The organism is Sphingomonas sp. AP28 (genome assembly GCF_056680455.1).
The window spans coordinates 2,728,609-2,754,698 of the sequence record NZ_CM155283.1 but is presented as its reverse complement, the minus strand read 5'-3'; the positions used below and the strand labels follow the sequence as shown (position 1 = coordinate 2,754,698).

Here is a 26,090-nt window from a genome sequence, read left to right as displayed (position 1 = left end):
AGGAGAGATTATGCCCGGCGCGCCTACATCTTGAAGCGCGCACCAACGAGGAAGGTGCGGCCGAAGTGATTGTTCTCGTAGTTCCGGTTCGCATCGAGATCGGTGTAGCGGGTGCGATAATTATCGGTGAGGTTGGTCCCCTCAAGCGACACCTCGATCGCGGGAGTCAGCTTGTAGCGCATCGATGCATCGACGTTGGTCGTCGCGCCATAACCCTCGAACAGATTGCCCGTCGCCGATGCGCCGTCGATATACGGGCTGCGATAGCTAATTGATCCGCGCGCGCTGAACTTCGTGTCCTCGTAATACAGCGTGCCGTTATACGCGCGCTTCGACAGGCCGTAGAGCGTCGCCGAGCGGGTCGTGTTCGGCAGCGCGCCGAGCGTGCCTGCGGGGGTAACGATCGTCGTGGCCGGACCGCCCTGCGAATAGCCTGCACTCGAATCGACGAACGTCGCGTTGGCGAGCGCGCCGAAGTTGCGCAGGAAACCAGGCAGGAAGCGGAACGTCGTCTGGAGCGAGATTTCCGCCCCCTTCAACGACGCACCGGTGCCGTTGATCGGCGAGGTGATCTGCCACAACTGCCCTTCCGGGTTACCGGCGGCTGGCGAGCTTGCCGGGATAACGGACAGCGGCAGGCCGGTCGACGCGAACGTCCCGCTGCGCGTCGCCGAGACGGGGAAGCTCTCGACGTTCTTCTTGAACAGCGCGACGGAGAAGATCGACTGCGGTGCGAAATACCATTCCGCCGAGATGTCGAACGCCGTCGCGCGGAACGGGTTGAGCTGCGGGTTGCCGAAGTTCACGCGGTAGTTGAAGCCGTCGACCGAGCCGCCCGGCGTCAGGCTGCCGAGGCTCGGCCGGGTCAGCACCTTGGCGATCGCGCCGCGAATGATGACGTCTTCCGCCGGGAACAGCGCGACGTTGATCGCGGGCAACCAATCGTCATAGGTCCGCTCCACGGTCGCAGGGGTATTGACGGTCACGCCGCCGACGACCGCGGACGACAGCCCAGTCGAGCGCTGCTTGGTGTGGACGTACCGAATGCCGGCATTCGCGGCGTAGCGCAGGCCGAGGATGTCGCCCTTGACGTCGAACTCGGTGTAGCCGCCGGTGACCTGCTCGGACACGCTGCGGGTGTCGCCGACCAGCACGGTCGCCGGACGGTTGTAGAGTCCCGTATAGGCCGCCGACGCATCGATGTTCGGGATCAGGAAGCTGGTCGTCGTCCCGGCAGGCTGGCCGGCCTTGCCGAGATTGAAGATTTCGCCGAGGTTGCCGGCGGGGAAGCCGTATACCGCGGTCGGCCCGAACAGCGTGTTCGGCGAACAGGTCAGCGTCCCCAGCACGACGTCGCGACCGCCGGCATTGGGGCAGACGACCGCGTCGCGCGAGAAGCCCTGCGTGTCGAAGGTGAACTTGCGGTACAGCCCGCCCGCCTTGATCTGGAACCCTTCCGCGACGTCCCATTCGGTCCGCAACTGCGCGGTGCGGAACTTGTTGACCGTCTCGGACGGCCGATCGCGGATTTCCGCGAGCTGGAAGTTCGCCGGATCGGTGACGCTCGTCCCGAAGGTCAGCTTCGGGCTCTTCATGTCGGTATAGTCGTAGCTATACCCCTGCGCGTCGCGGTCATCGAACACGAAGGTCGTCTCGACCGGGATCGTCGCATCCGATTTCGAAATGCCGCCCATCAGAGTGAAGCGCAGCTTGTCGGTGACGTCCTGATCCCAGCTGCCGCCAAGCTGGTAGAATTCGGTCTGCGACTTGCGCAGATAATGCTCGGTGCGCACCCAGGCGTCGTTGAGCGTCGCCTTGATCAAGTTGTTGTTCAAATCGATCGTGTAGTTGCTGATATCGATCGACCGCTCGTTCGACCGCAGCAGGACCTCGCCCCATTTCTCCTCGCGGGTTTCCTTGAACCGCGAATACAGCCCGTCGATCGAGACCTTGGTCGCCTCGCTCGGCGACCACTGGACGCTGCCCGTGATACCCAACCGCTCGCGCTCGTGCCGGACCGAGCCGTAGCGCGGGATGCGCGGGTGAAAGGCGAGCGCAGCCGCGGTGCAGGCCGTGCTTGGCACATACACCCCGCCACGGTTCTGCGTGGTGTAGCAGCGCGTGCCGTCCACCGAATCGAACGGCCCCTGTGCCCAGCGCACGGTGTTGTTGCCGAGCTCGAAGTTGTTCGTCTTCGAATAGGCTGCCGACGCCGCGACGCCGAAGCTGCCGTCCGCCGATTTCCACGACAGCAACCCGGCGAGGCGTGGCCCGGTATTCTTGCTCAGGTCGTTATAGCTCGCCTGTGCCGAACCGACCGCGGTAAAGCCGATCTTGCCACCGAGCGGGTTGCCCGTGTTGAGATCGACGACCGCGCCGAGCGAGCCTTCGTCGAGCGAGGCCTCCGCGGTCTTGTGGACGACAATCGAGTTGAACAGTTCGGAGGCGAAGACGTTGAAGTCGAACGCTCGATCGCGGTTCGAACTGGCGCCGTCGGTCGAGGTGGCGACCGTCTCCATGCCATTGACGCGGACGCGCGTAAACTGCGCACCGAGGCCACGCACCGTGATCGCACGGCCTTCACCGGCGTCGCGCTGGATCGAGATGCCGGGGATACGCTGCAGCGACTCGGCTAGGTTCTGATCGGGAAACTTGGCGATATCTTCCGCGACGATTGCGTCGACCGCGGCAACGGACTGCCGCTTAACGTTGAGCGCGGCGTCGAGCGACTTGCGAAAGCCGGTGACGATGATCTCGGCGGTCTCGCCTTCCGGTTGCACCGTCCCGGGTGCGGTCTGCGGTGCGGTGGTCGCGGCCTGATCTACAGTCTGCCCCTGCGGCACGACGGCGGTCTGTGCAGGCGACGGATCGACCTGGGCCGGCGTTCCCGGCGACGCGCTGTTGGGGATCTGTGCCGCCTGCGCCGCTGCGATCGAAGGCATCGCGAGCGCGAGAACCAGACTGCCTGCGGACACGCCGCCCAGCCAGCCCATCCGTCGAACCGCAACCGTTGCTTGAACTTCCATTGCATCCACTCCCCGTTCGGCAATCGCCGATGACACCGGTTGCGCTATCGACGGCCCGCCGTTGCGCTTCCGACCTGACTATCTTGGAGAGTTCGACCCGTTACTGACCACGGTGGCGCCCGATCCTCTGCCGAAAAGCCAGCTCTTGCTGGTCTCCCCACCCGTCCCTTGCCTGCCTAGGTAACCGGTGTCACAACAATGTCGCAGGATCTTTGGCGTGTCAACATGCCGCGTCACACATCATATCAAGCAGGAGATGCATTGATGAAATTGTTGGGAATTATCGCCCCCGCGCTCGCCATCATGCTATCCACGACGGCACCGGCACAACAGCCCGCCTCGCGCCCGATGGTCATAGTCGACGAGGCCGATACGATGCGCCAGGAGCCCCCTCCCCACGGCGCGATCGGCTTGAGTACCGCATATCGGATCAGTGACGGCGTCCCCGGCCGTACGATGGAGTTCCGCAAGCGCATCCTCCATCCGGGCAACGCGATCGGCCTCCACCGCATCGCGCATGACGAGGTCTATTACGTGATTTCGGGTACGGGCGCGGTCTCGTCCGGCGGCGCGACACGACCGGTGCGGACGGGGATCGCGGCCTATCTATTCGACGGCGAAACGGTCGGCATCCGCCAGACGGGTCGTGACCCGCTCGTGCTGATCATTGCCTATCCGATCCCGCGCTAGGTTCCGGGCTGGATATACGGGACGCGCGCGAACAATTCGCGCTCCCACCTGCGCGGATCGTCCTCGACCCTGGATCGCGCGTCGAAGATCATCGTCGCTCGACGAGCGCGGTCGTACCGCGGCCAATGGGCCATGCCCGCATGATCGGGATCGCCCGTGATCGCGAACGCGACGAAACTGTCCTGCATCGCCTTCGACGCCGCCTGCGCATCCGCCGCGGTGCCGGTCTGAGATCCGGTCGCGCCCAGCGTGCCGAACACCAGCGGGATATCCATCGTATGGAACGCGCCGCGCCGTGGGTCCGTCCGCGACGCGAAATCGATCTGATAAACCCAGGTCGGCGTTCGCGCATCGGCGCGCGCCTCCGCCTCGATCACCTGCCCGCGCCAGCTCCGCCCCGCCGTCGTCGCGCCGTAGAAGACGTCGGTCGGCGACCAGTCCGGATAGCGCGCGCGGTACTGCGCCACGACCCATTCGGGCAGGATGTCGATCTTAAGCTCTGGCGCCATCCGCGCCGCGACGTTGCTCCAATCGAGCCCCCTCACCTTTGGGGAGTCCAGCCCAATGAACGCCCGCGTTTCGTCATGCGTGTTGCCGAGCATCATCGGAATGCGGTTGCCGAGCGGGTTCGCATCCGGCCAGAACGGGTGTCGCGTCAGCCACGTCATGTCGAGCACCGGCCCGAAATAAACCCCGCCACCCATGATCGGATCGCTCGCCGACAGCGCCGCGACCAGCTTTTCGACCGGCATCGTCAGCAAAGGCGATAGGTCGGCCTCGGCCGCCCCCAGCTTCGCCAGATAAGCGCGCGCCCGCGTCGTTGCGTTGAGTGGACCGGATGCGGTCACCTGCTGCCCGCTCATCGTCGCCGCCCGGTGGAACAGGCCGGCGGCGACGGGCATCCCCATCATCGTCGCGATCTTCGCGCCGCCGCCAGACTGGCCGAACACCATGACGCGGGAGGGATCACCGCCAAACGCCGCGATGTTGTCGCGCACCCATTTCAGCGCGAGGATCAGGTCGAGCTGCCCTGCATTGCCACTGTCGGGAAACCGGGAATCGAGCCGCGCGAGATACAGATAGCCCAGTGCATTGAGCCGGTGGTTGACCGTCACGACCACGACATCGCCGCGCGCCGCCAGCGCCTGCCCGTCATTCTGGGGATCGGTGACGCTGCCGTTCGAATACGCGCCACCGTGGATGTAGACCATCACCGGTTTCTTCGCGCGGCGGTCGGCGTCTGCGGTCCAGACGTTCAGGAACAGGCAGTCTTCGGACTGCGGACCGTAAGCGCCGGACTGCGGACAGACCGGTCCGAAATCGCGTGCCGGGCGCGTCTGGCCCGGCATCGCCACGGCGGTCGGCGCACGAAACCGTTCGGCGCGACCATAGCGTATACCTTTGAAGATATGGACGCTTTGATCGACCGTTCCGACGAAGTTACCAGCCGGCGCGCGGACCGTGAGCGACGTCGCCGCGCGGGCGCCGGACGCCAGGATCAGCGCAGCGCCTCCACCCAGCGCCCCACGTCGCGTCCAGCCGTCAGCGACGGACATCGAGTCCACCCGCCAGATACGCATCGATATCGGCCTGTCGGAACAGGCTCGCATCGCCCGGCAACGAATGCTTCAGAGCAGCAAGCGCGAGGCCAATCCGCGCGATGTCGCCAATGTCCTCACCGGAGCGAAGTCCGTGCAGCACGCCTGCCGCAAAGGCGTCGCCGCCGCCGATCCGGTCGACGATCCCGGCCAGCACCACTTCGTCCGTCTGGACATGCGCCGACCGCGTGTCGATCCGTGCCGACAGCCGGTGAAGATCGACATGCTCGACGTGCCGCGCGGTCGACGCAATCGTCTGCAGCCGCGGGAACGCTTCGAACGCCGCTTCCGCCGCCTCGCGCCGCCGGTCCTCCGCACCGCCTGCAAAATCGCGGTCCAGCAGCAGCGCGATATCGCGGTGGTTGCCGAACATCAGATCGGCATGCGCGACGAGGTCGGTCAGGATCGTACGCGGGTTCGAGTCCCAGCGTTCCCACAGTTTGCCACGCCAATTGCCGTCGAACGAGACGGGAATGCCGCGCTCCGTCGCTGCTTCGACGGCAGCGAGCGCACTGGCCGCCGGAACCGGGCCGAGCGCCGGCGTGATGCCCGAGAGGTGGAAGCGATCGACACCGCCGAGCAGCGTATCCCAGTCCCACGCGCTCACCTGCGCCTCGGCAAACGAAGACCAGGCGCGATCATAGATCACTTCGGTCGCGCGCAGGCCCGCACCCGAAGTGACGAAATACAACCCCATCCGTTCGCCGCCGACCGCAATCGTCGACGCGTCGACACCGTGACCGCGCAGCGTCGTGATCGCCGCGCGGCCGAGGTCATTATCGGGCACCATCGTCGCCATGCCGACGTCGTGGCCAAGCCGTGCCAGTTGCGTGACGACGTTCGCCTCCGCGCCGGCGACCCACACATTGAGCTTTGGCGTCTGCAACAGCAACTCGCGCCCCGGTGGCGAAAGCCGCAACATGATCTCACCGAACGCCAGAAATTTGCTCATATCGCCCCTTGTTCAAATCCGTACGCTACCGCTGACATCCGTATCGTCATTCCCGCGAAGGCGGGAACCCATCGTGGCAAGCTTAGCGATACGATCACTAGCCTTCGCCAATATGGATCCCCGCCTGCGCGGCGATGACGAACAAGCAGGCGAGATTATCGCGCCAGCCAGCCGCCATCGACTGCGAGAATGTGCCCCTGGACATACTTCGCCGCCGCCGACGACAGGAACACCGCCGCGCCGCCGAGATCGCTCGCATCGCCCCATTTGCCCGCCGGAATACGGTCCATGATCGATTTGTTGCGTACTTCGTCCGCCTGCAACGCCGCGGTATTGTTGGTCGCGATATAGCCCGGTGCTATCGCGTTGACGTTGATGCCCTTGCTCGCCCATTCGTTGGCGAGCAGCTTGGTCAGGCCGCCGATACCCGACTTGGACGCGGTATAGCTCGGCACACGAATGCCGCCTTGGAATGTCAGCATCGACGCGATGTTGACGATCTTGCCGGAACCTTGCGCGATCATGTGCCGCCCTGCCGCCTGGCACAGGAAAAACACTGACTTCAGGTTCGTGTCGATCACCGCGTCCCAGTCCGCTTCGGTGAAGTCGACCGCGTCGGCGCGGCGGATGATGCCGGCATTGTTGATCAGGATGTCGAGCCCGCCGAGCTTGGCGACGGTTTTATCGACGACGCGCTGAACCGGCTCGATCGTCGACAGATCCGCGGACACGATCTCGGCCTTGCGGCCAAGCGCACGAATCTGCGCGACGGTGTCTTCGGCAGGCGTACGGCCCACGCAAGCGACGTCCGCGCCGGCGGTCGCAAGCGCGACGGCGATCGCCTGGCCGATGCCCGTGTTCGCGCCGGTGACGATGGCGACCTTGCCGGTTAGGTCGAAGGGATTTGTCATGCTTTCTCTCTCATTCCCCTCCCGCTTGCGGGAGGGGTTAGGGGAGGGGAAACGCGGACCAACCTTGCGGCGCGCCCCTCCCCCGACCCCTCCCGCATGCGGGAGGGGAGAAGATTTACGCCAGCTGGCAGATATCCAGGACGTTCATGTCGGTATAATCCTGGTTCTCGCCGGCCATCGCCCAAATGAACGCATAGGCCTTCGTGCCCGAACCCATGTGGATCGACCAGGGCGGGCTGATCACCGCTTCCTCGTTGCCCATCACGATATGCCGGGTCGCCTCGCCCTCGCCCATATAGTGGAACACGCGATCCTTCTCGAGATCGTCGAGCTCGAAGTAGAAATAGATCTCGCTGCGCCGCTCGTGGATGTGCGGCGGCATCGTGTTCCACACCGAGCCGGGCTTCAGGACCGTCAGGCCCATCACCAGCTGCGCGCTGTCACAGATGCCGGGAATGACCATCTGGTAGATCGTCCGCTCGTTCGAGTCCTCCAGCGAGCCACGCTCTAGCGTCGTCGCGTCGCCGACCGAGATCACCCGCGTCGTGAACGCCTTGTGTGCGGGGCACGACGCGAGATAGAAGCGCGCGCCGTCGCCGGAGAACTGCACGTCCTTCGCGCCCATCGTCACGTACAGGCAATCCTTGTTGCCCAGCGTGAACGTCTCGCCGTCGACCGTAACGGTGCCACTGACCTTGCCGACATTGACGACTGCAAGCTCGCGGCGTTCGAGGAAAGGATGCCCTGCCGCCGACGCTGGCTCGGCCTGATCGGGCAGCTTCACCGCTCCGCTAGCAACGGCGACGCCGCCGATCACGAAGCGCTCGGCGTGCGTATAGTTGAGAACGCACTCACCGTCGCGAAACAGGTCCTGGATCAGATAGCGGTCGCGCAGTTCGTCGTTGGAGACGCACTCCATCATGTCGGGATGCGTGGCGTAATACGTGCGGTCGTACATAATTAGCTCCGGTCAGGCCGCTTGCGCAGCGAAAGATGGTTCGTCGATACGGTAGGCGCGGCGGACGAGGCCGCTGGTAAGTTCGTGGGCAAGATCGGCCGCTTCCCAGTCGGCAAGCCGGTGTTCCGCCACCAGTCGCGCCAGGAACCCGCAATCGATCCGCCGCGCGACATCGTGCCGTGCCGGGATCGAGAGGAACGCCCGTGTGTCGTCGTTGAAGCCGACGGTGTTGTAGAAGCCCGCGGTCTCGGTCGTCATCTCGCGGAACCGGCGCATCCCCTCGGGACTGTCGTGGAACCACCAGGACGGCCCGAGCTTCAGGCACGGATAATGCCCGGCAAGCGGCGCCAGTTCGCGCGCATACGAACTTTCGTCGAGCGTGAAGAGAATGATCGACAGCTCCGTGCTGATTCCGAACCGATCGAGCAACGGCTTCAGCGCATGCACGTAATCGGTCCGCGTCGGGATGTCGGCGCCCTTGTCACGGCCATGGCTCGCGAACAGGCCGGCGTTGTGATTGCGCGACGATCCCGGATGGATCTGCATCACCATGCCGTCCTCGACCGACATCGCCGCCATCTCGGTCAGCATCTGCGCGCGGAACAGTTCGGCGTCCGCCGGCGTCCAGTCGCCGCGCGTCACCTTGGCGAACAGCGCCTCCGCCTCGACGCTCGACAGGTTCGCGGTCGCGGCGGTCGGATGACCGTGGTCGGTCGCCGTGGCCCCTGCCGCACGGAAGTCGGCGCGGCGCTTGCGGTGTGCGGCGAGATACCCCTTCCAGTCGTACACGTCCTCGCCGGTCAGTTCGGCGAAGCGCGCCATCGCTGGCTTGAACGCCTCGTGCTCGACGTCGATCACGCCGTCCGGGCGATAGGTCGTCACGACGCGCCCGTTCCAGCCCGATTGGCGGATCCGGCGATGCGCGGCGAGATCGTCGTGCGCGCCTTCCGTGGTCGCGAGAAACTCGATCCCGAACCGGTCGAACAGTGCACGAGGACGGAACGCGTCGGAAGCCAGCTTCTCGCCGATGAGGTCGAAATACCGGTCCGCAGTCGACGCTTCGAGCGCGACGTCGATCCCGAACACGTCGGCGAACACATGATCGAGCCACAGCCGCGACGGCGTTCCCCGGAACAGCGTATAATGATCGGCGAACAGCTTCCACGCCGCACGCGGATCAGTCGCCGGCACGCCGCTCAACCGCGGGATCGCCAGCGCATCGAGGTCGACGCCCTGGCTGTAGAGCATCCGGTAGAGATAGTGATCGGGTGCGAGCAGCAGCGAAGTCGCGTCGGTCCAGTTGGCGTTGTCCGCGAACCAGGTCGGATCGGTATGCCCATGCGGGCTGACGATCGGCAACGCCGCCACCTCGGCGTACAGCGCCCGCGCAATCGAACGCGTCGCCGGTTCCGCCGGGAAAAGGCGGTCCGGATGCAGTTCCAGAGCCCTTGCCATCGTCCATCCTCCTTGCCGCTTCGCGCGATCCTCGGCGGATCTGGTAACCGGTGTCAGCAGATCGTGCAACTGCGATTTCCGCCGATCAGCCTACGACTCGCCGTCCGCCGGTGGCGAAACCGATGCACGCCGGATCAGCGTCGAGAGGAACAGTGACGGCTCCTCGACCAGATCGCTGCCATCATCGACACCCGCGATCAACTTCAACGTGGCCGAGCGCGCCATCGACGCGATCGGCCAGCGCACCGTGGTCAGTGGTGGCCAGACATGCGCGGCGATCGGCGTATCATCGAACCCGATGATCGACAGGTCGCGTGGAATATCGAGCCCGCGTTGCCGCGCGGCATGAATGATCCCCGCCGCCATCTCGTCATTGGACGAAAAGATCGCGGTCGGTCGCGGCATGACGTCCAGCAGTCGTTCCGCCGCGACCAGCCCCGACTCGAACGTGTAATTGCCGTCCGCGATCATGCTGCGGGGCAACGCGATCCCCGCTGCGGCCAAAGCATCCTCGAACCCTAGACGCCGCTCGCGCGCCGATCGGAACCCGTGCGGCCCCGCGACCAGTCCGATCCGACGATGCCCTTGCTCGATCAGGTACTCGGTCGCGGTCCGCACCGCCTCGCGGTCGTTCGACGCGACCATATGGTCGGTATCGTCGATCACCGCCGAGCCCATCCGCACATAGCGACAGCCGATCGAATCGCACAATTTGGCGACCGAATCATTCTCGCTGACCGGCGGCATCAACAGCACGCCGAACAATCGCTGCCGCTCGAGAAAATGCCGGAGGTCGTCGAGCATCGTCGCGGAGCCGCGATCGAGCGGACGCACCACCATCTCGAACTCCGTCCCCTGCAACGCCTCTAACATGCCCTGCTGCACGTTCAGCACGGTCTGCGCATTGGGGTTGTCGTGGACCAGCCCGATCAGGAAATTGCGGCGCAGCGCCAGCGCCCGCGCCTGTGGGTTGGGAATATAGCCGAGCTCGCCGATCACGTCCTCGACGCGCTTGCGTGTATCGTCGTTGAGCAACGGCGATCGGTTGATCACCCGGCTCACCGTCTTCTTGGAGACCCCGGCGATCCGGGCAACATCGTTGATCGTCGGCTGACCGGTCTTCTGCATCGCAAGGACATAGCCCGACCAGACCAAGCCGTCTTGCGGAAAAGCCATCGCCGCCGCATAATGCTGACACCGGTTACCGATATAAGAGGATGCGATGGTCAAGGCTCTGAGGGTCGATCCGCGCGACGGCGTGGCGACGCTGCTGCACGATGCGCTGGCGGGCGAAGTCGTGACGGTAGGCGAAGACGCGTTGGTCCTGAGCGCTGATATCGGGCGCGGTCACAAGGTTGCGCTAGCATCGATCTCCGCGGGCGAGCCAGTGCTGAAATACGGCTTCCCGATCGGCACCGCGACGCAGCCGATCGCCCCCGGTGGCCACGTCCATTCGCACAATCTCAAGACTGGCCTCGAAGGTACGCTCGCCTATCGATTCAATCCCGCCGATATCGTGTCTGCCACCAGCGCATCGTCCGCGATGTTCGAAGGCTATGTCCGTGCGGATGGCAGCGTCGGCACGCGCAACGAGATCTGGATCCTGTCGACCGTGGGCTGCGTCGCGCGCACCGCCGAACGAATCGCCGCCACGGCCGCGGCGCTGGTCGGCGATAGCGTCGACGGCGTCCACGCCTTCACCCATCCGCATGGCTGTTCGCAGCTTGGCCAGGATCTGGAGGGGACGCGCACGATCATGGCGAGCCTCGCCTGCCATCCCAATGCCGGCGGCGTTCTGATCGTCGGGCTTGGCTGCGAGGAGAACCAGATCAGGGCGTTGCTCGCCACGATTCCGGAGGCACGCCACGCATTAATCCGCACCTTGACGACGCAGGTCAGCGGCGACGAGATCGCGGAAGGCTGCGCGCTGGTCGCTGAACTCGCCGCGCTGGCGAAGGCGTCGCGCGAGACGGTCGGTCTCGACAAGCTCGTCCTCGGCGTCAAATGCGGGGGGTCGGATGGCCTGTCGGGCCTCACCGCCAACCCATTGGTCGGCCGGATGAGCGACCGCGTCACGTCGGCGGGCGGGCGTGTGCTGGTCACCGAAATCCCCGAGATTTTCGGCGCCGAACAGATGCTGATGAACCGTGCGGCGAGCGAGCCCGTGTTCGACCGCATCGTCGCAGTCGTGAACGATTTCAAACGCTATTTCCTGGATCACGGCGAGACGGTGTCGGAGAACCCCTCGCCCGGCAACGTCGTCGGTGGCATCACCACGCTCGAGGAAAAGTCGCTCGGCGCAGTCCAGAAGGCGGGCCGTGCCGCGGTCGCCGACGTGATCGACTATGGCGCGCGGGTCCGGATCGACGGGCTGACGCTGTTGGAGGCGCCGGGCAACGACGCGGTCTCCTCGACCGCGCTGGCGGCGGCGGGCGCGACCGCGATCCTGTTCACGACCGGCCGCGGCACGCCACTTGGCTTCCCCGTGCCGACGATCAAGATCGCGTCCAACACCGATCTCGCCACGCGCAAGCCCGGCTGGATCGATTTCGATGCAGGCGCCGTGCTGGACGACGGTTTCCTGGCAACCGAAGAGGCGCTACTTGCGCGCATCATGCAGGTCGCGTCGGGTGCCGAGACCGCCGCCGAGCGCAACGGCGAACGCGAGATCGCGATCTGGAAACGAGGCGTAACGCTTTGAACCGACTGTCTTTCGCAAGCCTGTCCACCATGCCCGACTCTGTGCAAAGCCCGAAAGGGCGCCCACCCGGCGGCGTCGGCATCGTCCATTTCGGCCCCGGCGCATTTCACCGCGCACATCAGGCAGCCTATGTCGACGACCTGCTAATGCACGATCCTCGCTGGGGGATCGCCACGGTATCGATGCGGACGCGCGGCACGATCGACGCATTGGCGGAGCAGGACGGGCTTTATACGCTTGCGATCCGCGACGCCGATCCATCGATGCGCGTGATCGGCGCGCACCGCCGCTTCCTGGGGCCTGAGGACGCGGCAGAGACCCACGCGCTGCTTGCCGACCCGGCCGTCGCGCTGTTGACGTCGACCGTGACCGAGAAGGGTTATTGCCTCGCGGGCGATGGCACGCTCGACATGGGCCATCCCGATATCGTCCACGACCTTGGCGGAACTACGGTTCCGCGCAGCATCGTCGGCTGGATTGTCGCCGGCCTCGCCGCGCGCCGGGCCGCCGGGACCACCCCGTTCGTGCCGATGCCGTGCGACAATCTCGCGAGCAACGGCGCCAAGTTGCATGCCGCACTGGTCGCCTTTGCTGGACGAACCGACGCAGGACTTGCGGATTGGATCGCGAGCGAGGTCCGCGTGCCCTCGACGATGGTCGATTCGATCACCCCGGCAAGCGACGCCGCGCTCTATGCCGATGTCGCCGCGACGCTCGGCGTCGATGATCGCGCCGCGGTTCAGCGTGAATCGTTCACACAATGGGTCATCGAGGACATCGGACGCCCGCTCGGCCCCGACCTCGCCAGCGTTGGCGCGACTGTCACCAACGACGTCGGAGGCTATGAAAAGGCCAAGCTGCGGATCCTGAACGGTGCGCACTCCACGCTCGCTTATGCTGGCCTGTTGCGCGGATCGAGCAGCGTCGCCGACGCGATGCGCGACCCGGAACTCGCTGCGTTCGTCGACGCGATGATCGCCCGCGACATCATCCCGATTCTGCCCCCCGTCCACGGGCTCGACATTCAGGAGTATCGCGCAGCCGTCCTGCAGCGCTTCCGCAACCCCGTGATCGTCCACCGGCTCGACCAGATCGCACAGGACGGTTCGCAGAAGCTACCCTACCGCCTCGGTGACACGCTGATCGCCAACCGGCGCGCAGGACGCATGCCGACGCACGTCGTCGCGGCATTCGGCGCCTGGACCGCGTTCCTGATCCGCCGATCGCGCAGTGGACAGCCGCTCGTCGACCCCGCCGGCGACAGGCTGGCCATACTGGCATCCGAGGGCAGCGCGGCGGATATCGTCACGCGCTTGGCTGACGAAGGCCTCGGCATTCCTCGCGAAGTGCTTGAGGACGCTGCGCTAATGGCAGCGCTCGGCCACGCCGCGACCGATGCTCACGACCAAAACTGGGGCTCATTGTTCACGGGTTGAGCAAGTCGGCTTGTCAATGACACCGGTTTCCCATACGCTTCAAAAAAATAGAACGACATCACAGGAGGGGTTCTTGGCGGCACAGCCGAACACGACCAACACGACACGGATCGCCCAGACCTTCGTGGATGCGCGCCGCGACGGTGGCGTCGTTCCCGAATTTCCCGGCGACGTGCCGGTCACGCTCGATGAGGGCTATGCCGTGCAGGACGCGGCGCTGCTGCTCGCGGACGGCGTCGTCGCGGGCTGGAAGGTCGGCCGGATTAACCCGCCGCTCGACGGGATCGACCGCCTGACCGGCCCCATCTTCGCCGATCAAATCGTCATGGCCAGCGCCGATCCGGTCGCGATGCCGGTGTTCGCGCAAGGGTTTGCCGCGGCAGAGGCCGAATTCCTGCTCAGGATCGGCACCGCGCCCGCCCCTGCCAAGTCGACCTATACGATCGACGAAGCCCGCGCGGTGGTCGACGCGGTGCATGTCGGGATCGAGATCGCGAGTTCGCCTTTTCCGGGGATCAACGCGCTCGGGCCGACCGTCACCGTGTCCGATTTCGGCAACAATAATGGGCTGGTCGTCGGCGCAGATGCCGAGGGATGGCGTGAGGGCGACGTCAACGACTGGCCGGTCGAACTATGGATCAACGATGCCTTGATCGGTGCCGCGACGAGTGCGACGATGCTCGACGGGCCGTTCGGCGCGGTCCGCTATCTGCTCGAACACATGGCCGCACGCGGGATCGCGTTGTCGCCGGGACAATGGGTCTCGACCGGCGCGGTCACCGGCGTCCATCCGGTCGCGATCGGCGACCGGGTCGAGGCGCGCTTCGACGGACGGTTCGCCGTCCACTGCACCATCAAGGCCCGCTAGAGGCTGCCTTTAGGAGAGAAGCCAATGGCGAGCATGAACATGCCGGAGGTGGGCGCGCCCAACGCGAACGGGGCGATCGGTGACGCAGGGGTAGGCGGCAAGATCGGCCGCTATCGCTGGCTGATCTGCAGCCTGTTGTTCGCCGCGACCGCGATCAATTACGTCGATCGGCAGATGATCGGTGTGCTGAAGCCGACCATCTCCGCCGAACTCGGCTGGAACGAGACGACCTACGCCGACGTCATCTTCTGGTTCCAGGCGGCCTATGCGATCGGGTATCTGAGCTTCGGCAGGATCGTCGACGTGCTCGGCGCGCGGATCGGCTACTCGGTCGCATTCGTGATCTGGACGCTCGGCCACACGCTGTGCGGGTTCGCGGGCAATGCGTTCCAGTTCTCCGCGGCGCGCGTCGTGCTCGGCCTTGGCGAAGCGGGCAACTTCCCCGCGGGCATCAAGGCGGTCTCGGAGTGGTTTCCCGCCAAGGAGCGCGCGTTCGCGACCGGCGTGTTCAACGCCGGCGCGAACATCGGCGCCGTCATCACGCCGCTGATCGTGCCGATCATCACGATCGCGTTCGGCTGGCGGATGGCGTTCATCATCACCGGCGCGATCAGCCTGATCTGGCTGGTGGCGTGGATCGCGATCTATCGTCGTCCGCGCGAAGTGGCGAAGCTGTCGCCGGCCGAACTCGCGCATATCGAGAGCGATCCGGCCGATCCGGCGAAGAAGATCGGCTGGCTCAAGCTGCTCGGCTACCGCGAGACCTGGGCGTATGCACTCGGCAAGTTCCTGATCGATCCGATCTGGTGGCTGTTCCTGTTCTGGACGCCGGACTTTCTCGCGAAGACATACCATCTGGATCTCAAAAGCTTCGGACCGCCGTTGGTCGCGATCTACCTGCTGTCCGATCTCGGCAGCGTCGCAGGGGGCTGGTCGTCGTCGAAGCTGATGAAGCGAGGCCATTCCGCCAATTTCGCGCGGAAGGTCACGATGCTGGCTTGCGCGTTCCTGGTGATGCCGATCTTCTTCGCGCAATATGTCGACAATCTCTGGCTGGCAGTCGGCATCGTCGGCTTGGCGACGGCGGCGCATCAGGCGTTCTCGGCGAACTTGTACACGATCCCGTCGGACATGTTCCCGCGCGGCGCGGTGGGGTCGGTGGTTGGGATCGGCGGCACGGTCGGCGCGATCGGCGGCATGATGATGGCCAAGTTCACCGGCTACATCCTGCAGACCACAGGCAGCTACACGCTGATCTTCGCGGTCGCCGGCAGCACGTACCTCATCGCGATCACCGTCGTGCACCTGCTCTCGCCAAGGCTGGCGAGAGTGGACGCGGGCTAACACTGCCGTCTCTTGTTCTCTCGCGAAGGCGGGAACCCAGACTGGGGCCCCGCCTTCGCGAAAGAACAAGCTTCTGACGACGAACATTCGGCCAAATCGCTCAATGCCGATTGGCCCCAGGGAGAGAGCAGTGAAGCGTTTCACCACGGCGTCCGTCCTAGCATTAGCCGTTGCAAGCATCGCTCCGGCACAAGCACAGGATGCGACCGGGCTGCTGTTCCGTGCCTCCGCCGACAAGAGTCTGACCGCCGACTACGCCGCCGGCGATCCCGTCCCCAATTTCCGCAGCGGTGTCGACATCACCCCGGATGGTGCGATCGGTGGCGCCGCGCGATGGGCCGACGACGGCTATGTCGCCTGGAAAGCCCCCGGCAACATCCGCGCGGATCGTGGTACGCTCGCTTTCTTCTGGCGCGCCCGCACCCCCGTCGGCGAAGCCCCGTTCGTGATCTTCCGCACCGGATTCGCCGACCATTCGAGCTGGGACATGGCGTTCCTGCGGATCGACTGGAACGGCCACGGCTTCGACGCTTTCGTCACCGACGCGAACCTCTCGCGCATCCGCGTGTCCTGGACGATCCCGCAAGCGCCGGTCGCGGACGCGTGGTTGCACATCGCGTTCGCCTGGGACGAGACGCTCGGCGTCCAACTGTTCGTCAACGGCAAGCTCGTCGCTCGGAAGGATCAGAAGGCCGACCTCGACAGCGGCCTCGACCAGTTCGGGCTAGCCGGCCGCGTCATGTCCCCGCATCAGGTCCAAAGCCGCTACAATTTCATGCGCGGCTCCGATCTTGACGAGATCCGCGTCTACGACCGCACCCTCCCCGCCTCCGATGTCGCAGCGCTCGCCGACAAGCGCGAACCATCCCCCGCCCCCGCGTCCGACCCCATAGCAAAGCGCACCGCATGGCTACACCGCTACGGCTGGGACAAGACCGCGCCACCCGTGCTCGACGCCCCCGTCACCCGCGTCCGAAAGGTCGAGTTCGCCGACGCGAAGGACCTCAAGGAATGGATGTGGAAAGGCGTCGACGGTATCGCCGAGACGACCTGGCCCGGCGTCTACAACCGCTCCCGCCTGCCCGGCCGCGACGATTATTTCGAATTGCCCGACTGGAATACTTATGTCGAAGGCGGCAAGCGCTACGACCTGACGATTCCCGCCGGCGAACGCGTCAACCGCGTTGAGATCCGCGGCGCGGCCTATGGTCGCCTGGACTGGAGCGACGGAACCAAGCCCGCCCTGATCGCCACCCGCGCCCAAGGCACAGTCCGCAGCGTAAACCAGTTCGCCCCCCGCACCGGCGGCACGCTCAGCTTCACCAACACGATGCAGGAACAACCGATCCAGGAGCTCTGGGCCTACGACATCGGCGCAGGCGCAGAACCCACTGGCAGCTTCAAGCTTTCCTACACCGTCGACGCAACCGCCTCTCCCAACCTCGCCGCCCTCGCGCCCCTCAACGCCTACATCGCAGGCCGCTTCGCCCCGGACGAGCGCAGCACCGTCGTCGCGATGCCCTCCGCCGGCCTGAAAGCCGCTGTCGGAGCCGGCACCGGCGGCGCATCGGGTGCGCCCATCCGCCGGGACAATGCCGCCCCGATCGTCCACATCCTGATCCCGGCGAGCTTCGGCGACGCGCTCCCCGACCGCCCGCTCGCCCGCGCCTTCGATTACGGGTGGCAGAACCTCAACGACGGCCTCGACGGTATCGCGATCGACATCCCCGCGCTGAACGCCAAGTCCAACGCCGCCGGTCTGATCGCGCTGAACATCCGCGTGAAGGACCCGATCTGGCCCGGCCGCGACATGATCGACCTCTCCGTCTCGGTCCGTCCGAACGAAGTGCGTACGCTGTGGCTGGACCTGCGCGACCGCATTCTCCCGAACGACAGCCTCGACCTGACGATCGCGAGCGCCGCGCCGGACTTCGACGCCACCGCGCTCAACGGCGCCAAGATACGCCTCGTGTTCAAACCTCGTGCGGAAAGCCTGCCCGAACACGTCGCCGACCGCATGGCGCAGGTTAAGGACAATTGGGGCTTCCTCGTCGAGGAGCATACCGCGTCGAAACGCGCCGGCCTCTACCAGCGCCTGTTCGCCGACATCTCCGACCTGCTACGCGTCGACCCCGACAATGCGCGCGCCCGCGCCTATTGGGCCGACATCAACTACCGCCCCGAAAACCTGCCCGCGTTCGTCCAGCCGATCGCGCCCGCCGGCGTCCCCCTATGGGCCTTCCGCCAGCTCGAAGACCTCAAGCGCGTCCGCCAGTTCGTCACCTGGTGGATCGACGAGCGCCAAGTCCCCTACGGCGATTTCGGCGGTGGCATTTCCGACGACACCGACCTGACGCAGCAATGGCCCGGCCTCGCGCTGATGGGCGTCGAGCCGGACAAGATCAACGCCTCGCTCCGCGCGCTTTCCGACGCGGTCTACAAGAACGGCATGATCGTCAACGGCCTCGGATACATCACCGCCGACGAGCTCCACGCGTACGAGGAGGGCCTGAACAGCAACGCCGAGCGCCTCTACCTCAACTGGGGCGAGCCCAAGGCCGTCGAGCGCCTGATGGAAAACACGCGCGCCCTCCAGACCGTCATTCTCAAGAACCCCGCCGGCCACATGCACTTCGCCAGCAACTGGTATGGCGGGCGGAAAATGTACCGCGAGGGCGCGTGGGAATGGCAGAAACCCTATGCCTTCACCGTCATGCACGGCCCGATGCTGGTCGGCCTCTACAACGCCAACCCGCTTGCGCGCGGGCTCGTCACCGGCGTGATCGACAGCTGGATGGCGCACGGCAAGCAAGCACCGGACGGCAGCTGGACCTATCCCAACGAGATCAACTGGCGCACCGATGCCGAGCGTACCGGCGACGGCGGCGGCATCACCACGTCGCTCCAAGCGACCTGGGCCGCATGGCGCTACACTGGCGACGCGAAATACCTCCGCCCGATCGAAGCACGGCTCGCGAAAGCCGGCCCCGGCGCGCTGGCCGAATTCAACGAGAACGCGTTCGACGCATTCCCCGGTGGCGCCGCGGCCCGCACCAAACTTGCCACGGCCAAGTCCGAAGACCCGTTCGCCCGCTACACTGCCTGGGCCGCGACCGGCGACACCGCCCCCTTGGAAGCACTCCACGCCGACGCGATCGCCGACAAATCGCAGCACATGGACATGTACACCGAGGGCCATTGGTGGAGCGACCGCGTCGACCAGCCGAGTGAGATCCTGCAACGCGAACGGCTTGGCGGCGTGGCACTCCGCCGCAACCAGAGCTGGCCCGGCAACACGGTAAGCTGGCGCTTCGCTGAGCCGGGAGCGGCTGAGAGAGTGGCGATCCTGCTGCCCGGCGCGACGACGACAAAGTTTCGGGTGATCGCCTACAACACCACCGATCACGCCCAGCGCGCGACGATGTCCACCTGGACCGTCACCGCCGGTCGCTGGTCGATGCAAGCGTCGAGCAGCACCAACGGCGGCAAGACACTCGCACCGATCGGCAGCGCTCAGACCATGACGCTCGAACGGAGCGCTGCTACCGACGTCGCGTTCGCACCGGGCACGACGGTGATCGACTTCGCGTTGGTAGAAACAGGCACACCGGTGGACCAGCGCGCCGACCTCGGCATTGGACCGGACGACGCGATCGTGAAGGGTCGGAACGTTACGGTCACCGTCCACAGCCTCGGCGCCAAAGACGCAGCGGGCGGGCGGGCCGAACTGATCGACGCGACAGGCAAAGTCGTCGCCACCACGAGCATTCCTCCGCTAGCCGCCCCGCTCGATCTCAATCCCAAAACGACAACTGTGAGACTTGCGGTCCCGGCGCGCCTCGATCCCGCGACGCTGACCGTCCGCGTCGGGCTTACCGGAGACGAGCCCGAGATCACGCAGGCCAACAACCGCGTGGCATTGCCCCGATGATGCGCACCCCATGACGCCTCCCCATTTTCCCGGCGCCTGTTCCGTCGGTTGCGTGGCCGCCCCCACCCCGTTCGTGCTGAGCGAATTTGAAGCGCACCTCCCTTGGGTAACACCCTCTGACGTCGCTCAGGACGATGGGGATTCTGTGAGATGATGCCGAACCGCAGAAAGATACTCGCTGGACTGGCGTCATCAATGCTCTTCCCCGCGAACACGCACGCCCGGACCACCGCGTCGCTACGCCAAGCCCTCGACGCAGCCGCAGCGACCGATCCAGACGAAGCACTCCGCCTGCTCGCCCCCTTCGACCCACACGCCTTGCAACCCGGTGACCGTCTCGATCTGACGACCGCGCGCGCCGGTCTGGCGATCGACGCCGCCATCGCACGGTCCACGTTCGGCCGCACCGGACGCAGCCCCTACCGTGTCACCCCGACGACCGGCGCATGGAAGGCGGCACGCCCCGATCGCGCCAGGATCGACGCCGACACCACCGCGATCCTCGCCGATGCCGAAACCGGCATCGTCCTTCCCCGCCTGTCTCTCGATCGCACGGTCGACGCTCTCCGGACGGCGCTCCCAGATACCGCGATCGAACGACAGATCGCCGCGCTCGAAAGTCTCCGCGACACCGCGCCTTCGACTCCCGGAGTCGGACGGTTCAACGGCGGCGCGGACTGGTACGCTCTCCAACTGCAACGCTCGCTCGGCACCATGACGCCGGCCTATGCCGAACGCCGGCTTCTCGTGGGATTGAACCGCCTCCACGCCCGCGCCGCGCACCTGTTCGACCGGATCAGCGCACCCAACGGGACGGTCGCAGCACGCTATGCCAAACTCTGGCAGGACGAGCGCTTTCTCTATCCCGACACCGACGCTGGTCGCGCCGAGGCAATTGACGACATGAACCGCATGCTGGCCACCGCGCGCGCCAAAATCCCGATGGCGTTCGGCGAGCTCCCTCCCTGGTGCCTGAACGCCAGCGCCCGCGCGTTATCCGCAGAGGAGATCGCCGCCGGCCGCGGCGGCTATCGAGAGGTCCCTACTCCGGCCCGCGCCGGCGCCTATGTCGTCGACCTCAAGGACATCCGCCGCCGTCCACGCTGGACGCTCCCGAGCGTCGTGGCACACGAACTGCTCCCCGGCCACATGATCCAGCTGGGTCTGGAGGGTGCCAGCCCGCCCCACCCGCTCCGCATCGAATACGCGTCGGCCTTCGTCGAAGGCTGGGGAATCTACGCCGAGCAACTTGCCGAAAAAGCCGGCGCCTATACCGACCCCCACGATGCGCTCGGCCATATCCACTGGCTTCTGTTCCGCGTCACCCGTGCGCTCGTCGATCTAGGTATCCACCTCCACGGCTGGTCGATCGGTCAGGCCCTTGACCGCTTTACCGAATGGCAAGGTCAACCCGCCTATTTTGCGCCGTTCAACATCGAACTGGCCCGGATCCCCCTCGAACCGGGCATTCGCGTTGCAGAGACAATGGCTTGGCTGTCAATCGTCGACCAAAGCCGAAGTAGATCACCTACCGCCTATCATAGGAGCCTACTACTCCCCGGACGAAGCCAAATCTTATCTGCTTTATAAGAAAGTCGATAATCATGGATGAAAATGATCTAGTTAAAAGTTTATTTTTTGTACTGAGATAGCCCGCCTGTAATTTAAACCTTCTCTACTCTTGAATATGAAAGTACGTCCGCTGCCCCGCTAGTGGCGTCCGAAAGCGGCCATTCCGCTTTTACCAGAATCGGCCCATTGGGCCCCTGCCCAACAGATTAACGAACGGCTGCTTACCGCCGATCGGCGCCCGAAAACGGCCGGGCCGCTTTCCACCAGGAACCAGCCCCTCGCCACCCTGCCCCACCTTCTGAACGAACGTCCGTTTACGTGGATCGCTGCCCGATAGCGGACAGGCGGCTTTCCACCAGATTAACTGGCATGACTCACTCGGTAACGTCGCAGTCAATCAAACCCGAGAACAGGTCGGCGCCATGCTACGATGCAAGGACCGTATCCGGTCAAGATATGTGGTTTCCGTCAACCGGCCGCGTGGCAGCAGGTCGAAGGCGTGGAACGCGCCGGGATAGACGTGCAACTCGACGGGAATGCCGGCCCGTAGCAGGCGCCGTGCGTAGTCCAAGTCTTCTTCGACGAACAGATCCAGGGCGCCGGTGGCAATAAATGTCGGGGGCAGGCCTTCAAGATTTTCGGCGCGCGCGGGTGCCGCGTAGCAGGATATGCCAGCGCCACCCGGTGCGCTGCCCAAGAGCGATGTCCAGCCGAATAGGTTGTTCTGAGGCGTCCAGACGAACTCGCCGGCATAGGGCGATGAATTGTCCCGCACACCTGTCCGATCGTCGAGCATCGGATACATCAGGTGCTGAAACGCCAACGAAAATTCGCCGCGGTCGCGTGCCAGCAGCGCGAGTGCCGCCGCCAGGCCGCCGCCCGCGCTCTCACCCATCACCCCGATCCGCGTTGGGTCGATGGTCAGTGCATCGCAGTTATTGAACACCCAGCCGAGCGCCGCGTAGCAATCCTCGATCGCGCCGGGAAACACCGTCTCGGGTGCGAGTCGATAGTCGACTGACACGAGCGCGCAACCGAGGTCCGCGACGAAGCGGCGATGGACGAATTCCTGGTTCGCCGCCTTGCCCATCACGAAGCCGCCGCCGTGCATATGGAGAATGCAGCCGATCGCGCCGTCGATGCGCGCCGGGCGATAGATGTGGACCAGGATGTCGGGTGCGCCTGCCGGCCCCGGTATCCAGCGCCGCTCGAGTACGACCCCGTCATCGCCCGGCGGCGGCATCGGATAGGACTGGGCACGGGCAAGGGCCAGCGATGCCGCATCGTGGGGAATTACCGGAAGCAGGCCGAGCAAAGGCCGAAGCTCGGGATCAACGAGATGCGCTGACGGAGTCATTGGCACCCTTTCAACATCGCAAAGCGCACGCGATCGGCGCTGGACGCGGCTGACCACGCCTTCAAGATCGCAGCGCTGTTGGTGGGTTCGGTTGGCGCGGTCACCGCCGGCGTCGCGGAGAAGCGTGGTGCCGGCATCGGCTGCATCGGGCCGGATGGCGCGGCGAAGGTGGCGCGGGCGTGGTTGTGGGGATGGTGTGGCGCCTCGGCCAGCGACAGGACCGGCGTCACGCAAGCGTCCGTACAGGCAAAGACCTCCGCCCAGTCGTCGCGCGATCGTTCCGCAAAGCGCGCGGCGAAGCGGCTCGCGAGGACCGGCCATGCCGCTCGGTCGGACTGGTCGATTCCGGCCGTATCCAGCTCCAAACCGGCCAGCAGCGCGGCGAAGAATGCCGGCTCGATCGCACCCACGGCGACGTGCCCGCCATCCGCGCAAGCGTAGGTCCGATAGAAGGGCGCCCCGCCGTCGAGCAGGTTCGCCTCGCGCGCATCACGCCAATGGCCGGCGGCATGCATCGCATAGAACAGGCTCATCAGCAAAGCGCTGCCGTCGGTCATCGCCGCATCGACCACCTGCCCCGTCCCGGTCGTTCGCGCCGCAACCAGCGCGGCAGTCACGCCGAGCGCGAGCATCATCGACCCGCCGCCATAATCGCCTACGAGGTTCAGCGGCGGCACCGGCCGGTCGGCACCGCCGATCGCGTGCAGCGCGCCGGTAAGTGCGATGTAGTTGATATCGTGCCCGGCGGTCTGCGCGAGCGGCCCGGTCTGGCCCCACCCCGTCATCCGACCATAGACGAGCTTTGGATTGGCCGCGAGACACGCATCCGGACCGAGCCCGAGCCGCTCCATCACCCCCGGCCGGTTGCCCTCGATCACCACGTCGGCGCACGCGACGATCGCCAGCGCGGTGTCGCGTTCCGCCGCGTTCTTCAGGTCGAGCGTTATACAACGACGCCCGCGTCCGAGGATCGGACCGTCCGCACTCGGACTTGGAGGTCGTCCTGCCCGTCCGATCCGGACGATCTCGCAGCCGAAATCCGCGAGGATCATGGCCGCCAGCGGTACCGGGCCGATCGCGTCGAACTCGACGACCCGGACGCCCGCCAGCGGCCCGCCGGTCACTTCTTCGTCTTAGCAGGAAGATTGGCCTTCGCCCAGTTCGCTTCGCCGATCACGTAGTAGCGAACCGACTCCGCCTGCTCCGGCGTCATCACGCGCGCGAAGCTGACCATGCCCTGGTCCTTCAGCACGCCGTCGATCAGAACCGACTTCCACGCCTCCCCATTCGCCAGAGTGCCCGACCGTTGCAGGTCGGGCGTCACGCCGCCGCCCGCGGCGTTGCCGCCGTGACAGACTTGGCAGTTGCGGCCGAACAACGCCTTCCCCTCGGCGATCTGCTGCGGTGTTCCCGCAGGCGGTGGCGGTGTGAAATCGACGGGCGTAGTCGCGGACAACGCCGGCAGTTTGGCCGTGCCACCGAGCTTGAACACCAGTACGCGGGGGATGTTCGGGATGGTTCGCGCGGCACCGCCCGCATAGCCCGCCGCCAGTGGGAAAGACCCGCCCCGCCCCGTGGTCACCGCGACATATTGCACCCCGTTCACGGCGAAGCTGCTCGCGCCTGCCATGATCCCCGACTGTACCGGATAGGCGAACACCTGCTTGCCGGTGTCGGCGGCATAGGCGCGGAACTCGCCCAGCGCAGTGCCCTGGAATACCAGATTGCCCGCGGTCGCCATCGTGCCGCCATTCCACGGCACCGGATAATCGACCCGCCAACGCTCCTTCCCCGCGACCGGATCGAACGCGACAAGCGCGCCGACGGTCGCCTTGGTCGCTCCCGCAATCACCTTTGGATCATGCGGCAACATGCCTTCGGAGAAATTAAGCCCGACGTTGAACCCGAGCGGCTGGCGCGCGGCATCCTGCGGCGTCAGCGGCGGAATATACGCCAGCCCGACCTCCTGCGCGGGGATATAGACGAGCCCGGTCTTCGGACTGAAGCTCATCGGCTGCCAGTTATGCGCGGCGAGCGCCGACGGCACGCCGATGAAGGGCTTCTGCGTCCGGTAATAGCGCGCCGCCGCCGTCTCGACCGGACGTCCATCGGGGCCGTAACGGTCCGCCCAGTTCACCGACTTGATGAACTTGTTCGCGGCAATCGGCTTGCCGTTGGTCCGGTCCACGACGAAGAAGAAGCCGTTCTTGGGTGCCTGCATCAGCACTTTCCGCTGGATCCCGCCGATCGGGATGGTCGCGAGGATGATCGGCTGCGTCGCGGTGAAGTCCCAGCTTTCCGCCGGCGTCTCCTGATAATGCCACAGATACGCGCCGGTCTCCGGCTTCAGTGCGACGACCGAGGACAGGAACAGATTGTCGCCCTTGCCCTCGCTGCGCAAACCGTGGTTCCACGGATTGCCGTTGCCGACTCCGATATAGAGTTGGTCGAGTTCGGCATCGTAGACGATTGCGTCCCACACCGTGCCGCCACCGCCCGACTGTTTCCACTGCCCGCCGGCAGACCAGGTCGATCCCGCCTTCGCCTTCAGCACCGCGTCGGATGCCTCGCCGTCCGCCGCGCCGGTCGCGTTCGGCACGGTGTAGAACCGCCATTTCTTCGCGCCGGTCGCCGCGTCATACGCGGTGACATAGCCGCGCACGCCGAACTCCGCGCCGCCATTGCCGATCAGCACCATGTCCTTCACGACGCGCGGCGCGCCGGTGATCGTGTACGGCTTCGCGTTATCGGTGGTCTGGACCGACCAGGCCGGCTTTCCGGTATCGGCGTCGAGCGCGATCAGCCGGCCGTCGAGCGTGCCCAGATACAGCTTGCCCTTCCACGCCGCGACGCCGCGATTGACGACATCGCAGCACGCATCGACGGCCTTCGCCTTGTCGACGCCGGGGTCGTAGGTCCACAGCGGCTTTCCCGTCACCGCGTCGTAGGCGAACACCTTCGACCACGGCCCCGTCACGAACAGCTTGCCGTCGATGACGATCGGCGTGGCCTCCTGCCCGCGCGCATCGGGCAGGTCGGCGGACCAGGCAAGACCGAGCTTGCCAACGTTCGCTGCGTTGATCTGCGTCAGCGGGCTGAAGCGCTGCTCCTGGTAGTTATACCCGGTCGCTGCCCAGTCGCTGCCGTTGCCGCCCGTCGTCAGATACGCCTCGTCGATCTTGCCGACTCCGCTTGCCGCCGGGGGCGTTGCCTTGTCCTGCGATACCGTGCAGCCAGCCAGCAACACCAGCCCGAGTGCTTCCCACCGAATCCGCATCCCGTCTCCTTCGC

At 65.6% G+C, this 26,090-nt stretch carries 17 protein-coding genes; 7 read left to right on the top strand and 10 right to left on the bottom strand.

Annotated features, from left to right (window positions below; all coding sequences use genetic code 11):
• Window positions 1–23 precede the first annotated feature (23 nt).
• Window positions 24–3,026 carry a TonB-dependent receptor gene (locus tag AC1MH0_RS12650; RefSeq protein ID WP_480963073.1) on the bottom strand — a complete coding sequence of 1,001 codons (3,003 nt, stop codon included), beginning with the start codon at window positions 3,024–3,026 and terminating at the stop codon, window positions 24–26.
• A gap of 303 nt (window positions 3,027–3,329) precedes the next feature.
• Here AC1MH0_RS12650 and AC1MH0_RS12645 point away from each other — a divergent pair, with 303 nt between their 5' ends.
• Window positions 3,330–3,716 carry a cupin domain-containing protein gene (locus AC1MH0_RS12645; RefSeq protein WP_480965739.1) on the top strand — a complete coding sequence of 129 codons (387 nt, stop codon included), beginning with the start codon at window positions 3,330–3,332 and terminating at the stop codon, window positions 3,714–3,716.
• Here AC1MH0_RS12645 and AC1MH0_RS12640 read toward each other — a convergent pair.
• From AC1MH0_RS12640 to AC1MH0_RS12615, 6 genes are all read right to left on the bottom strand, one after another.
• Window positions 3,713–5,272: a carboxylesterase/lipase family protein gene (locus AC1MH0_RS12640; protein ID WP_480963072.1), complete on the bottom strand. Its 1,560-nt coding sequence runs from the start codon at window positions 5,270–5,272 to the stop codon at window positions 3,713–3,715. The two genes, AC1MH0_RS12645 and AC1MH0_RS12640, sit on opposite strands and share 4 nt — an antisense overlap.
• Window positions 5,259–6,266 carry a sugar kinase gene (locus AC1MH0_RS12635; RefSeq protein WP_480963071.1) on the bottom strand — a complete coding sequence of 336 codons (1,008 nt, stop codon included), beginning with the start codon at window positions 6,264–6,266 and terminating at the stop codon, window positions 5,259–5,261. Before AC1MH0_RS12635 ends, AC1MH0_RS12640 begins: the two co-directional genes overlap by 14 nt.
• A gap of 155 nt (window positions 6,267–6,421) precedes the next feature.
• On the bottom strand, window positions 6,422–7,177 hold the full coding sequence (gene kduD, locus AC1MH0_RS12630; RefSeq protein ID WP_480963070.1) for a 2-dehydro-3-deoxy-D-gluconate 5-dehydrogenase KduD: 756 nt from the start codon (window positions 7,175–7,177) through the stop codon (window positions 6,422–6,424).
• Between the two features lie 115 nt (window positions 7,178–7,292).
• Window positions 7,293–8,135, bottom strand: coding sequence for a 5-dehydro-4-deoxy-D-glucuronate isomerase (gene kduI, locus AC1MH0_RS12625; RefSeq protein ID WP_480963069.1), 843 nt, complete (start codon window positions 8,133–8,135; stop codon window positions 7,293–7,295).
• A 12-nt stretch (window positions 8,136–8,147) separates the two neighbouring features.
• Complete coding sequence (uxaC, locus tag AC1MH0_RS12620) at window positions 8,148–9,590, bottom strand: glucuronate isomerase (protein ID WP_480963068.1); 1,443 nt, start codon at window positions 9,588–9,590, stop codon at window positions 8,148–8,150.
• Window positions 9,591–9,680: 90 nt separating this feature from the next.
• A complete protein-coding gene (locus tag AC1MH0_RS12615) occupies window positions 9,681–10,718 on the bottom strand; it encodes a LacI family DNA-binding transcriptional regulator (protein WP_480965738.1) in 1,038 nt (345 codons plus the stop codon).
• Between the two features lie 94 nt (window positions 10,719–10,812).
• Here AC1MH0_RS12615 and AC1MH0_RS12610 point away from each other — a divergent pair, with 94 nt between their 5' ends.
• The 6 genes from AC1MH0_RS12610 to AC1MH0_RS12585 all read left to right on the top strand — a co-directional run bounded on the left by AC1MH0_RS12610 (window position 10,813) and on the right by AC1MH0_RS12585 (window position 21,460).
• Window positions 10,813–12,291, top strand: coding sequence for a UxaA family hydrolase (locus AC1MH0_RS12610; RefSeq protein ID WP_480963067.1), 1,479 nt, complete (start codon window positions 10,813–10,815; stop codon window positions 12,289–12,291).
• Between the two features lie 29 nt (window positions 12,292–12,320).
• On the top strand, window positions 12,321–13,727 hold the full coding sequence (locus AC1MH0_RS12605) for a mannitol dehydrogenase family protein (RefSeq protein WP_480963066.1): 1,407 nt from the start codon (window positions 12,321–12,323) through the stop codon (window positions 13,725–13,727).
• A 73-nt stretch (window positions 13,728–13,800) separates the two neighbouring features.
• On the top strand, window positions 13,801–14,595 hold the full coding sequence (locus tag AC1MH0_RS12600; RefSeq protein WP_480963065.1) for a 2-keto-4-pentenoate hydratase: 795 nt from the start codon (window positions 13,801–13,803) through the stop codon (window positions 14,593–14,595).
• 24 nt (window positions 14,596–14,619) lie between these two features.
• Window positions 14,620–15,939, top strand: a complete 1,320-nt coding sequence (locus AC1MH0_RS12595) for an MFS transporter (protein WP_480963064.1) — start codon at window positions 14,620–14,622, stop codon at window positions 15,937–15,939.
• Window positions 15,940–16,042: 103 nt separating this feature from the next.
• Window positions 16,043–19,870: a LamG-like jellyroll fold domain-containing protein gene (locus AC1MH0_RS12590; RefSeq protein ID WP_480963063.1), complete on the top strand. Its 3,828-nt coding sequence runs from the start codon at window positions 16,043–16,045 to the stop codon at window positions 19,868–19,870.
• A 195-nt stretch (window positions 19,871–20,065) separates the two neighbouring features.
• Entirely contained in the window at window positions 20,066–21,460 is a 1,395-nt protein-coding gene (locus tag AC1MH0_RS12585) for a DUF885 family protein (protein WP_480963062.1), read from the top strand.
• 379 nt (window positions 21,461–21,839) lie between these two features.
• On the opposite strand, the gene AC1MH0_RS12580 is transcribed toward AC1MH0_RS12585, so the two are convergent.
• The 3 genes from AC1MH0_RS12580 to AC1MH0_RS12570 are packed head-to-tail and all read right to left on the bottom strand — an operon-like array spanning window position 21,840 to window position 26,076.
• On the bottom strand, window positions 21,840–22,757 hold the full coding sequence (locus tag AC1MH0_RS12580) for an alpha/beta hydrolase (RefSeq protein WP_480963061.1): 918 nt from the start codon (window positions 22,755–22,757) through the stop codon (window positions 21,840–21,842).
• A gap of 38 nt (window positions 22,758–22,795) precedes the next feature.
• Window positions 22,796–23,923 (bottom strand): CaiB/BaiF CoA transferase family protein, encoded by a 1,128-nt coding sequence (locus AC1MH0_RS12575; protein WP_480963060.1) that lies wholly within the window; start codon window positions 23,921–23,923, stop codon window positions 22,796–22,798.
• The gene (locus tag AC1MH0_RS12570) at window positions 23,920–26,076 is read right to left on the bottom strand and encodes a PQQ-dependent dehydrogenase, methanol/ethanol family (RefSeq protein ID WP_480963059.1); all 2,157 of its coding nucleotides are present in this window, start codon (window positions 26,074–26,076) and stop codon (window positions 23,920–23,922) included. Before AC1MH0_RS12570 ends, AC1MH0_RS12575 begins: the two co-directional genes overlap by 4 nt.
• Window positions 26,077–26,090: the final 14 nt, after the last annotated feature.